Below are 11,850 nucleotides of genomic sequence, written 5' to 3'. Positions count from 1 at the left end.
CCGGATACGAAGAAGCCCGCCTTGCGGCGGGCTTCCGGCGTCTGCAATGCGTGGGTGTCAGACCCTGCGGCCGCGGATCATCGAGATCACGGCCAGCACCAGGAACACGACGAAGAGGATCCAGGCGATGTTGCTGGCGGCGCCTGCGATTCCGCTGAAGCCCAGCACGGCGGCGATGATGGCGATGACGAAGAAGATGACGGCATAGCTGAGCATCGGGGTCTCCCTTGGTGTGCCGGAAGTGGCGTGGGCCAATCGTGGCCACCCCCCAGTCATCATCGGGTGAGGGCGGAAACGCCCTCCCAGCTCGCCTTCAGCCGGATGAGGCCCTCGTGAATCGAGACCCGCGGCACGTAGCCGAAATCCCATGTCGCTGGCGCCATGTCGTACCAGTGGGTGGTGGCGAGCTGCTCGGCAAGGAAGCGCGTCATCGGCGGTTCGTCGCTGCGGCGCAGCAGCGGCCACAGCGTTTCGCAGGCGGCCCCGACGGCATAGGCGACGCGGAACGGGATGGTCTTGTGCACCCGCGGCGCCTCGGCGGCTTCGAGCAGAGCATTGACGATGTCGCGCACCGCCATCGGCTCGCCGTTGCTGATGAAGTAGGCACGGCCCGCACACGCGGCACCAGGTGCCAGGTGCGCGAGTGCGTCGAAGTGCGCCTGCGCGGCGTTGTCGATGAACGTGGTGTCGATGCGGTTGCTGCCGTCACCGACGAAACGCAGGCGGCCGGCATGCGCGCGCTCGACCAGCCGCGGCAGCAGCTGGTTGTCGCCCGGCCCCCAGATCAGCCGCGGACGCAGCGCGATGGTGGCGAGCGTCGCATCGTTCGCGGCCAGCACTTCTTCCTCGGCGATGCGCTTGGTCGCCGCGTACGGCGCCTTGAGGTCCTCGCCATAGGGCACGGTATCGGCGGTGCCGCCTTCGACCGGATGGGTCGCGCGGTGGGTCACGCTCGGGGAGGAGGTGTAGACCAGCCGCGCGATGCCGTGCGCGCGGCAGGCAGCGAGCACGTTGCGGGTACCGACCACGTTGGCCAGGTGGTAGCTGTCGTAGCTGCCCCAGGCGCCGGCCTTGGCCGCGTTGTGGAACACGGCGTCGGCGCCGGCGAGCGCCCCACGCACGGCCGCCGCCTCGGCGAGGTCGCCGCGCACCTGGCGCACGCCGATCGCATCGAGCTGCGGGTAGTGGCCGCGGTTGAAGCTCGTGACCTCGTGGCCCTGCGCGACCAGCCCGCGGCACAGCGCCTGGCCGAGGAAGCCACCGCCGCCGGTCACCAGCACCTTCATCGCGGTACTCCCAGCCCGGCGCGACGCTGCAGCCGCTGGGTGGCCCAGGCGGCAAGCTTCTCGCGGCCGATCTTGGCGTTGTGGCGGATGTCGACCGGGAACCCCGGATGGAACAGGAACAGGCCGATGCCCGCGGTATGCGGCTGGCGCTGGCCGATCGCGCGCAGCTCGGCGGCGATGCGGTTGCGCGCGGCCGCATCGGCGCTGCCACGCAGCTCCACGCACACCACCGGCAGCTGCGCGCCGGGTTCGCCCACGCCCACCAGCGCAGTGCGCGCGACCTGCGGATGGATGTTGAACACCGGCTCGACCTGTTCGGTGTACAGCGGGCCGTCGGCGGTCTCGACGCGGTGCGACTTGCGCCCGCAGAACCACAGCCGCCCGTCCTCATCGACCCAGCCGAGGTCGCCCATGCGGTGGACGATGCGGGCCGTGCCGTCGGCCAGCGTCTCGGCGATCTTCGCCAACCGGGTCTGCGCGTCGCGGTTCCAGTAGGTGTCGGTGACGGTGGGCCCGGCCACGGTGATCTCGCCGACCTCGCCGGACGTCAGCACCTCGGCCTGCGCCCAGTCCGCGATCGCGTCGTCACGGGTGCGGATGATGCGGACCTCGTTGGGCGCCACCGCGCGGCCGACGCAGGTACCGGCCCCGGCCTCGGTGCGCGTGCGCAGGGCAATCAGCTCGCGGCCCTCGATCACCGCGACCGGCAGGCACTCGGTGGCGCCGTATGGCGTCCAGAAGTTGGCATCGTCCGGCAGCAGTTCGCGCATGCGCGCGACCACGTCGCCGGGCACCGGCGCACCGGCGGAGGTCACCCGCCGCAGCGTCGGCAGCGGCCGGCCGTGCTCGGCCAGCACCCGCATCAACGCCGGCGAGCCGAACAGCTGGTCGACGCCGAAACGCTCGATCGCGCGGTGCAGCTTCAGCGGGTCGGCCGACGCGGGCCGGGTCGGATCCATGTCGGGGATGATCGAGGTCAGCCCCAGCGCGGGGTCGAACAGTGCGAACGGCGGGAAGGTCGGCAGGTCGACGCCGCCGGGCTCGATGCCGAACGCATCGCGCAGCATCCGCGCCTGGGCGACGAAATGGCGATGCCGGTACACCACGCCCTTGGGCACGCCGGTCGAGCCGCTGGTGAACAGGATCGCGGCGATGTCATCCGGCGCGGTGTCGGCCAGCTGCGGCCCGGCACCGGCACCGGTGCGCTCGACCCCGGCCAGCGTCGCATCGGCGAACAGGCGGCGCGAGCCGGTGGTGATGCGCACCCGCGCGGCGCGCGCCCAGCCCAGCACCACGCGGGCGACGTGCGCCAGCGGAATGCCGACAAAGGCCTCCGGCTGCGCTTCGTCCAGGCACTGCCTGAGCGCGCGCTTGTCGATGCCGGGATCGACCAGCACCGGCACCGCGCCGGCCTTGAACAGCGCGAACATCAGCAGGAAGAACTCCGGCGTCGGCCGCACCATCACCACGGTGCGGGTGCCGCGCACGATGCCGTGCGTGGCCAGCCCGGCGGCGATCGCGTCGCTGCGCGCGTCGAGCTCGCGGTAGGTCAGCTGGACCTCGTAGGCGCCGCTGCGGCCGGGGCAGTGCATGGCGACGCGTTCGCCGGCGCGGGCGGCAAGTTCCGGCAGCACGGCGGCGATATTGCAGGCCGTGTCGCCTGCGGCGTGCATGGAATCGGGTTGGACAGTCATGGGGCGCAGGATACAGGCGGGGCGAATCCGCCCGGCCGCAGGACCGGCATGCGCTGTACCCCTCTCCCGCCTGCGGGGTGAGGCGGCACGCCTGCGAGCCACCGGCTCGCGTGCCGGCGAACGCCCGAGCGGTGACGCGAGGGCCGGGGCGCGGAGCGGGGTGCCCCGAAGGGGCGGATGAGGGCAGGCACCGCACCACGCGCGCCCTCACCCCTGCCCCTCTCCCGCAGGCGGGAGAGGGATTCCAGCAGAAATCATCGACCTGGTGCCTGAGGTCCACGACCTCACGCGTGATATCGCCGACCTCGTGCATGAGGTCCAAGACCTCATCGTTCATATCGCCGACGTCATGCATGACGTCCGGAACCTCATCCGTGACGTCCACGACCTCATCGTTGATATCGCGGACCTCACGCATGACGTCGCGGACCTCACGCGTGATATCGCCGACCTCATCGATGAGCTCCGCGACATGAACGATGACGTCAATGACGTCACGCATGAGGTCATTGACCCGATCGCTGGAACAATCGCCGGTGATTGCCGGCGCAGCGGCGAGGGCGGAAAATCGCGCACCTTCCGCCCCACTCCCGGACACGGCCGCGCACATGACCCACCCGTGTCTGAGTTGCGGCGCCTGCTGCGCCACCTTCCGCGTCGCGTTCCACTGGTCGGAGGCCGACCCCGCGCTGGGCGGCCCGGTGCCGGTCGCGCTCACCGAACCGCTCGATCCGCACCGGCTGGTGATGCGCGGCACCCGCTCGCTGCCGTCGCGCTGCAACGCGCTGGATGCCGAGATCGGGGTGCGCGCCGGCTGCACGATCTATCCGTCGCGACCGTCGGTGTGCCGCGAGGTGGAAGCGTCCTGGGAGCACGGCCGGCCGAGCCCGCAGTGCGACCGCGCCCGGTCCGCCCACGGCCTGGCGCCGCTGCAGCCCGGTGACTGGGCCTGGCGCGAGGCCGCCAACGAGGGCTGGCCGGACGACGGCGATCACGACCGCGACCCGCCGACACCGGCACCGCCGCTGGCAGCGTGAGGTTTCGCGGGTACCGCGTTGCGATGGGCTCTCATCCATACGCCCGGGCGATGTCGTACGGTTGAAGTGTCTCTGTACGTGTGCGTGGCTCCGTTGCACTTCGCGCTGCCCATCGCGCACACGGGGGCGTCGTCCTCGCTCCTCTACACGTGGCGGCGGTGGCGCAAGCTGGAGTGTCGGGCGCCGGTAAGTGGCTTCGTTGTCATCCGCGCTGCCCGTCGCGTCCACCGGGGGGTGCGCTCCCCCGGCCGGAGTCCGCGTCCAGCTACCACGGCCGGCCGCCGGCCATCCATGGCCGGCTGTCCGCACACCCCCCGGTGCACGCGACGGGCCCAGGCATTCGTCGGCTTTGGCACGAAAATCAACAGCAGGCGCTACCGGCGCCGCCTGCAATGCACTTGTGCGTTCGGCAGTGCCGGCTTGGAGGTCACAGCGGCGGCAGACCAAAGTCGTCGACGGCCACGACGGCCACGACGTCCTGACGTTCCTGCCGTTGACGTTCTTGCCGACGCGACGACGGTTCGGGGCCCGCCGCGGGCGCAGGGGGATGCCCAGAGCCGGCCATGGATGGCCGGCGACGGCCGTGGGAGCTGGATGCGGACTTCGGCCGGCTGGGCATCCCCCTGCGGCCGCGGCGGGCTGCCCGCGCGCCAACGCGCTTCGGCGCCCGCTCTCATTCCCGAACAGCGGGGCTCCCAACACTCAGGTGGCGGCCTACCCACGGACGTGGGTGCCTAGGCATCAACGTCCCTGGATGACCAGCCGGTGGCTGTTAAGAGCCCCGCCTTCGCGGGGATGACGGGCAATGCTCGTCCTTCGTGGCCGATCCCCGCCTTATCCCGCCTGCAGCGGATGCGCATCCAGGAACGCGCGGATGCGCGGCACCAGCACCTCGTGGCGGTCTTCCAGCACGTAATGCCCGGCATCGTCGAACGCGGTCACCTCGGCCTGCGGCAGCGCGCTGCGGAAGCCGTCGAGGAAATGGTGGTCGAAGACGAAATCCTTCAGCCCCCAGCCGATAAAGGCCGGGCGGTCGGCATAGCCGGGCAGCGCGCGGCCGGCGGCTTCCAGCAGCGGCCAGGCCGCATCGTCGGGGCCGAGCGGGATGTCCTGCATGAAGCGCACGGTGGAAATGCGGTTGGCCCAGCTGTCGTAGGGCGCGACGTAGGCGCGACGCACCGCCCGCGGCATGCGCCGTTCGACGCCGATCCACGACGCGCCGGCGGAGAAGGCGTTGAAGCCGCGGATCACCAGCTCGCCGAGTTTCCAGTCGCGACCCAGTGCGATCTGCCATGGCATCGGCTTGGCTGCCGGCAGCGGGAACGACGCTGTGTTGAGGATCACCAGCCGACGCACGCGCGAGGGATCGCGCAGCGCCCAGCCGAAGCCGACCATGCCGCCCCAGTCGTGCACCGCCAGCGTCACCGGGCCGGTGATACCGAGGCCGTCGAGCACGGTGTCGAGATCCTCGATGCGCGACTGCAGCGTGTAGGTGTAATGCGCGTCGTCCGGCTTGTCCGACAGCCCCATGCCGACGTGGTCGGGCACGATGCAGCGGTAACGGTCACGCAGCCCGAGCACCAGGTGCCGCCAGTAATAGCTCCAGGACGGGTTGCCGTGGAGCATCAGCACGACTTCGCCGTCGCGCGGACCTTCGTCGAGCACATGCTGGAACACACCCGGCCGGACCTCGATCCGCCGGCCCTGGAACGGGTAATCGGGAAATTGCACGGCAACGCCTGGAACGCCGATACCGGCGACGCGTCCATTCTATCGCGCAGGCTTTGACGCTCCCTGGCACGCCAGGTGGTTGGTGCCACGCGCGTCCACCCGAAGATGGAACCCGCGAAACTGACCCGTTCACGCGCGCGCTACAAAAGTGAATACCGGCGAGCGCCGGCTCTGTATCCTCGGTCCATGCCCCTTACCGCCCTGAAGCCCGTTGCGGATGTCCGCGACCGGCTGCGTGACGCGACCCTGTCCGCCCATCAGCGACTCGACGGGCTGCTTGCCAGCGGCCTCGCGGACATCCGGACCTACCACGGCTACGTACGCGGCATGCACCGCTTTATCGGCGATGCCGAAACGCTGCTCGATGAGCCGCCGCTGCGGTCGCTGTGGCTGGCCCGCGACCTGGTCGCGCTCGAGCAGGCGCCGTTGCCGCCGCGTGGCGTCCTGCGTCGCGTCACCGATGCCGACGAGCGGCTGGGATGGCAGTACGTGATTGCCGGCAGCAGCATGGGTGCGCGCGTGCTGGTCCGCGACGCGCGTCGTCTGGGCCTCACTGCCGGACGTGGCGCGACCTTCCTCGACCGCCATGCCATCGATGGCGAGTGGCCCGGCGTAGTGCGGCAACTGCAGGCGCTCGACCCCACCGGCACGCGCGAAGCGCTGCTCGCCAGGGGCGCGCACGACGCGTTTGCCGCCGCCGAAGCCTGCCTGCGCCGCGCGCTCTTTATGGACGAACTGCCATGAGCAATCCCCTCGACCGCGCCCTGTCCGCGTGCGCCGGCGAACCGATCCACCAGTCCGGCGCGATCCAGCCGCACGGTTACCTGATCAGCTGCGCGCTGCCGGACTGGACCATCCGCCACGTCTCCGCAAACATCGAAGCGGTGACCGGCTTCGCGCCGGAAGACATGCTGCGGCAGTCACTGCGCGAGTTCTTCACCGGTGACCTCATCGAACCGATCGCGGAGACGATCGCCTTTGCCGAAGCCGGTGCGCCGCCGCAGCGCGCCGCGATCGGCAATATCGGCCCGATGGCGCAACTGTGCGACATCGGCGTGCACGTGGCCGATGGCCTGGTGCACATTGAAATCGAAGTGCAGCCGCAGAATGCGTCCGCCGAGCGCTCGCCGACGATGACGGCGCAGGCGATGATCTCGCGCCTCGCCGGCCACGACGATGCCGACGGCTTCAACCAGCAGGTCGCCGAACAGGTGCGCCAGCTGACCGGCTACGACCGGGTGATGATCTACCGCTTCCGCCACGACAACGCCGGCGAGGTGGTGGCCGAGTGCCGTGACCCCGCGATGCCCTCCTACATGGGCCTGCGCTATCCGGCATCCGACATCCCCGCGCAGGCGCGCGCGCTTTACCTGCGCAACCGCGTGCGGGTGATCCCCGACGTGTCATACGTGCCGGTGCCGATCGTGCCCGACCGCCATGTCAGCGGCGAACCGCTCGACCTCGGCCAGCACGCGCTGCGCAGCGTCTCGCCGGTGCACATGGAATACCTGCGCAACATGGACGTGGCGGCGTCGACCTCGATCTCGATCGTCGTCGGCGGGCGGCTGTGGGGCCTGATCGCCTGCCACCACCGCACCCCGCGCCGGCTGTCGCCGGGCGTGCGCGCGTCGGCGGACCTGTTCGGCCTGTTCGTGTCGATGCGCATTGCCGCGCGCGAACAGCAACTGGCGTTGATCTACGAGGACGAGTCACGGCTGGTGCGCGACACCCTCGCCATGCGCCTGGATGCGGCACCTGACCCGCGCCTCGCCCTGCCCGACAACCTCGACCTGCTGTGCCGCGCGGTCGACAGCGATGGCGTGGCGCTGTTCCAGCACGGGCAGTGGCACACCGCGGGGCGTGCGCCGGATGCAGTGGCCAAGCCGCAACTGGCACGCTGGGTGGACCGTGCGACGGCACCGGGCGTGCTGGCCACCGCCACCGCCGGTGACTGGCTCGATGACCTCGATGGCGATGGCCTGGCCGGTGTGCTGGCCGTGCCGCTGGATCCGGCCACCGAGGACTGGCTGTTCTTCTTCCGCTGCGAGGAGGTCGACGAAGTCCGCTGGGCCGGGCGTCCGGACGAGCCGATGCAGCTCGACGCAAGCGGCAACCGGCTCGGTCCGCGCCGCTCCTTCGCTGCCTGGCACGAGATCGTGCGCGGTCGCAGCGTGCCGTGGAGCGATGCGGATTTCCGCACTGCCGACCGCCTGAGCATGCTGCTGCGCGAGCGTTACCGCCGCAGCCAGCTGCACGTGGAGGTCAGCGACCTGCGCGCGCGGCGCACGCGGGTGGAAGTGCGCGACCAGCGCGAGCGCCTGCTGCGGCTGTCGGAGCTGCTGGACGGCCTGGTGCACGTGGGCCCCGACGAGGCCGCGCGGCTGGCGGCGCGGATCTCGGTGCTGGAGACCGAGCTGCAGTTGCTGATCGCCAGCGAGACCGGCGGTCGCTGACGGCACTCGCTGCACGCGGCGCTTGGCAAGGCGCCGGCGCCGCCGCTACATTGCGCCGCCCTTCCCTCCGGCCCGACCATGTCGACCCCATCCACCGCGACCCCGCCCGGCCCGCTGTCCGCGCTGATCTTCAGTTCCCGCTGGCTGCAGCTGCCGCTCTACCTCGGCCTGATCGCGGCGCAGGGCGTGTACGTCGTCCTCTTCGTCAAGGAGCTGTGGCACCTCATCCATGGCGCCGCCAGCTTCGGCGAGCAGGCGATCATGCTGATCGTGCTCGGCCTCATCGACGTGGTGATGATCTCCAACCTGCTGGTGATGGTGATCGTCGGCGGCTACGAGACCTTCGTGTCGCGGCTGCGGCTGGAAGGCCACCCCGACCAGCCGGAATGGCTCTCCCACGTCAACGCCAGCGTGCTCAAGGTCAAGCTGGCGATGGCGATCATCGGCATCAGCTCGATCCACCTGCTCAAGACCTTCATCGAGGCCGGCATGGCCGGCGGCCTGCCCACCTGCGGCACCGTCGAGGCCCTGCAGGCGGCGAAGCTGTGGCTGGAACTGGGCGGTCCCGCCAACGCACGCACCTGCACCACCTACACCTCGGCCGGGATCATGTGGCAGGCGATCATCCATGCCATCTTCATCCTGTCGGCGATCGGCATCGCCTGGACCGACCGGCTGATGCAGAACGGCGGCAACCATCGCGAGAAGCACGCGGGCTGAGGCGGGACCATGCCTCGTGACGATGCGAGGCGATCAGTAGAAGCGGAACCGGTTCAGGACGACCGGCGTGGCCTGCGTGCCGCCTTCCCGGGCTTGTCCGCCGGAAGGATCGAGACCAGCTGCTGGTAGCGCTCGAACAGGAAGGCAACGCGTTCGGCATCGGTGTCCAGCTTCGGCGCCTTGCGGCCAGCGACCTTTTCGGCGGCGAGGTAGGCCGCATCCACGGCCCTGTCGAGCTGCTGGTGCGCCTTGACCAGCGCGGGCGGCATGGTCAGCGGGTCGTAGAGGTCGGCGAGTGTGCTGTCGGCGAATTGCGCGCGGGCGTCGAGCACACCCTGCGCGGCGGATTCGATGGCTGCGTGGTGCTTCTCTTCCGTGATATCCGGCCATGGGAAGTTGTTGTAGACGATGCCGGCGGAGTAGCGGTAATCGCTTTTGAGGCGACCGCATACAGTGCGGACCCAGGCCATGTGCATGGTCGAGCTGATTATCCCCAGAGCAAGCAGCGTCGCAGGGAAAACCGTGAATAGCTCTGACCCGGCTACGACGGAAGCATCCATCAACCCGATTGGAATGAAGTTGCGGCGCTCTGACGAAGTCTTCGGTATGCCGATATATGTTCCAACCGGCTGCCGAACTTCGCCGAAGCGATACGGAACGCTGCCTAGCTTCCGCGTGGCCTCGCGGCCGCTTGCCAATCGGGCATTCCTGACTCTCCGAACCCTTTCTACAACCGCCGGCATCGAACGAACTACGTCCGGCGGCACACCGTCGAGCCATAAGCACCAACGAAGGATTCCGTTCAAGAACTCCACGGAGCCCACCATTCGGCGGATGTACGGCTCGGCGTCCGGCTCGCGGGCCAGAAGCTCTGAACGCTCGTGGTCTGTTAGCAACAGATTCCCGTCATCGTTCGGCATTGAGCCAAATGAGATGGCGGGAACACTGCTGATCGGACTCTTTCGATTGGATAGCAGTACATCTGCTGCATCCACCAAGTAAGGGTTGATGTTTGTCGCCGAAAGCTGGTGGGGCTCACCACGGATGTCGTCATAATCGAAGAGCCGCTTGGGCCCGGCATCTCCGCTTGAGAAGCCAACGATCACGCAGTGCACGGCCGCCACACCGCGCGCTTCGTTGTTCCACTGGAACGTGCGGTGGGCGAAGAAAATTTTCATGCCACGTGCGAGCATCTGCCCCCACAGCACGCCGACCTGTTCGCCCTGGGTGATCGAATTGGTCGACACGAAGGCGCAACGGATGGCCTTCCGGACCGAAGACACTGAATCCCCGCCTTCGCGGGGATGACGGAGCTGGAGGTACTCAGCGGCCTTGAGGTACCACGCGCTAACGAAGTCGAGGATGCCTGCACCCTTCAGCGAGCCGGCAACGGCAAGTAGATCGGCACGCTGTTGCTCCGTCATCATCTTCGAGCCGATGAATGGCGGATTCCCGAGGATGTAATCCAGTTCCGCGGCTGGGACCACCTCGTTCCAGTCGATCCGCAACGCATTCCCATGCACGATCGCCGCCGACTTCGTCAGCGGCAGCCGCACCACGTCTCGCCGAACTGCTCGGCCACGCGCAGGTTCATCTGGTGGTCCATCAGCCACATCGCCACCTGGGCGATCTGCGCCGGGAACTCCTCGATCTCGATGCCGAAGAACTGGTCCACGTCCACCAGCACGTGGTCCTGCACGTGCGCCAGCACCGACTGCTGGGTGGCGAACTGGCGCTTGATGATCTCCAGCTCCAGCAGCCGCAGTTCGCGGTAGGCGATCACCAGGAAGTTGCCGCAGCCGCAGGCCGGGTCGAGGAATTTCAGCGTGGCCAGCCTGCGGTGCAGCTGCGCCAGCTTCTTCTGGTCGCTGCGCGCCCGGTCGAGTTCGTCCTTCAGCCCGTCCAGGAACAGCGGGCCGATCAGCTTGAGGATGTTCTTCTCGCTGGTGTAGTGCGCGCCCAGGTTGCGGCGGGCCCTGGCATCCATCACTGACTGGAACATCGAGCCAAAGATCGCGGGGCTGATGCGGCTCCAGTCCAGCGCGCTGGCATCCAGCAGCTGCTGGCGCATGGCGGCGTTGAAATCGGCCAGCGGCAGCATTTCCTCGAACAGGCGGCCGTTGACGTAGGGCAGCTCGGCCAGCTGCTCGTCGAGCGTGGTCTGGCGCCGGTCTTCGGGCGTGTTGAGCACCTGGAACAGCCGCGCCAGCCAGCCGCCGAGGTCGCCGCCGTCCTCGCTGGTGCGCTGGTCAACCAGGTCATGGAAGGCATGGCGCGGGAAGATGCCGGTGTCGTCGGCGAACAGGCAGAACAGCAGCCGCACCAGCAGCACTTCCAGCGCGTGGCCGCCGTAGCCGGCGGCCTTGAGCGTGTCGTACAGCCGCCCCATACGCTCGGCGGCCTGCACGTTGACGGGGTCTTCCTCCTTGTAGGTGCGGGTCTGGTAGCCGCTGATGAAGCCGAAGCGGCCGATCTCGCGGTGCAGGTCGGCCAGCGGGAATTCCACGTGCGGCGCGTGGCCGTCGAGGTCGTACAGGCGAAAGCGCTGGAAGTCGCTGACCAGGATGTACTGCGGCTTCTCGGATTCCTTCAGGCCGGCGAAGTAGTCGGTGGCCTGGTCGAAGGCGGCGTCCAGGTCGACGCCCGCGCTCTTGTGCTCGGCCAGCATCACGCCGGGCCAGAACAGGTCGATGCGCCCGGTGGCGGTGCCGGTGAAGCGCTTCGCCTTCTGCTCGTACACGGCCACGCTGCGGCGCTTCTTGCCGAACACGTGGAAGAAGTCGTTCCAGAAGCTCTGCGCCTCGGCGCGCTCGGAGGTTTCGCCCTGCCACTCACGGGCAAAGGCGCGCGCGCGGTCACGGATTTCGTTGAGGCTCAGCGGCATTCGAAGCGACTCCTCCGGTCGGCTCTCGTGTTCGGTGATCGTGTG

10 protein-coding genes are annotated in these 11,850 nt (G+C 68.9%); 4 read left to right on the top strand and 6 right to left on the bottom strand.

All coding sequences use genetic code 11. The features are described 5' to 3' along the window. Window positions 1-57: 57 nt before the first annotated feature. From E5843_RS00795 to oleC, 3 genes are read right to left on the bottom strand one after another with little or no spacing between them, the layout of a single operon-like run. A complete protein-coding gene (locus E5843_RS00795; protein ID WP_100323834.1) occupies window positions 58-216 on the bottom strand; it encodes a DUF1328 domain-containing protein in 159 nt (52 codons plus the stop codon). A 59-nt stretch (window positions 217-275) separates the two neighbouring features. After that, window positions 276-1,286, bottom strand: a complete 1,011-nt coding sequence (oleD, locus tag E5843_RS00790) for a 2-alkyl-3-oxoalkanoate reductase (protein WP_136411541.1) — start codon at window positions 1,284-1,286, stop codon at window positions 276-278. Then, window positions 1,283-2,980, bottom strand: coding sequence for an olefin beta-lactone synthetase (gene oleC / locus E5843_RS00785; RefSeq protein ID WP_279631936.1), 1,698 nt, complete (start codon window positions 2,978-2,980; stop codon window positions 1,283-1,285). The genes oleD and oleC overlap by 4 nt, the downstream gene beginning before the upstream one ends. Window positions 2,981-3,588: 608 nt before the next feature. Between oleC and E5843_RS00780 the strand changes: the two genes are divergently transcribed. After that, complete coding sequence (locus E5843_RS00780) at window positions 3,589-4,017, top strand: YkgJ family cysteine cluster protein (RefSeq protein WP_136411540.1); 429 nt, start codon at window positions 3,589-3,591, stop codon at window positions 4,015-4,017. An 834-nt stretch (window positions 4,018-4,851) separates the two neighbouring features. Here E5843_RS00780 and E5843_RS00775 read toward each other — a convergent pair. Then, window positions 4,852-5,748 (bottom strand): alpha/beta fold hydrolase, encoded by an 897-nt coding sequence (locus tag E5843_RS00775; RefSeq protein WP_136411539.1) that lies wholly within the window; start codon window positions 5,746-5,748, stop codon window positions 4,852-4,854. Window positions 5,749-5,934: 186 nt separating this feature from the next. Here E5843_RS00775 and E5843_RS14085 point away from each other — a divergent pair, with 186 nt between their 5' ends. From E5843_RS14085 to E5843_RS00765, 3 genes are all read left to right on the top strand, one after another. Continuing rightward, complete coding sequence (locus tag E5843_RS14085; protein WP_166815811.1) at window positions 5,935-6,492, top strand: biliverdin-producing heme oxygenase; 558 nt, start codon at window positions 5,935-5,937, stop codon at window positions 6,490-6,492. Beyond that, a complete protein-coding gene (locus tag E5843_RS00770; RefSeq protein ID WP_166815809.1) occupies window positions 6,489-8,201 on the top strand; it encodes a GAF domain-containing protein in 1,713 nt (570 codons plus the stop codon). The genes E5843_RS14085 and E5843_RS00770 overlap by 4 nt, the downstream gene beginning before the upstream one ends. Before the next feature lie 78 nt (window positions 8,202-8,279). Further along, window positions 8,280-8,921, top strand: coding sequence for a TIGR00645 family protein (locus E5843_RS00765; RefSeq protein WP_136411537.1), 642 nt, complete (start codon window positions 8,280-8,282; stop codon window positions 8,919-8,921). A 53-nt stretch (window positions 8,922-8,974) separates the two neighbouring features. On the opposite strand, the gene E5843_RS14195 is transcribed toward E5843_RS00765, so the two are convergent. Together E5843_RS14195 and E5843_RS14190 are read right to left on the bottom strand one after the other, a co-directional pair. After that, window positions 8,975-10,477 carry a type IIL restriction-modification enzyme MmeI gene (locus E5843_RS14195; RefSeq protein WP_208542760.1) on the bottom strand — a complete coding sequence of 501 codons (1,503 nt, stop codon included), beginning with the start codon at window positions 10,475-10,477 and terminating at the stop codon, window positions 8,975-8,977. After that, window positions 10,462-11,805: a type IIL restriction-modification enzyme MmeI gene (locus E5843_RS14190; protein WP_208542759.1), complete on the bottom strand. Its 1,344-nt coding sequence runs from the start codon at window positions 11,803-11,805 to the stop codon at window positions 10,462-10,464. Before E5843_RS14190 ends, E5843_RS14195 begins: the two co-directional genes overlap by 16 nt. Between the last annotated feature and the right edge of the window lie 45 nt (window positions 11,806-11,850).

The organism is Luteimonas yindakuii (assembly GCF_004803715.2).
GTDB classification, from domain to species: Bacteria; Pseudomonadota; Gammaproteobacteria; order Xanthomonadales; family Xanthomonadaceae; genus Luteimonas; species Luteimonas yindakuii.
Note: the sequence above shows the minus strand (reverse complement) of the source record. Positions and strands in the feature narration are given on the sequence as shown.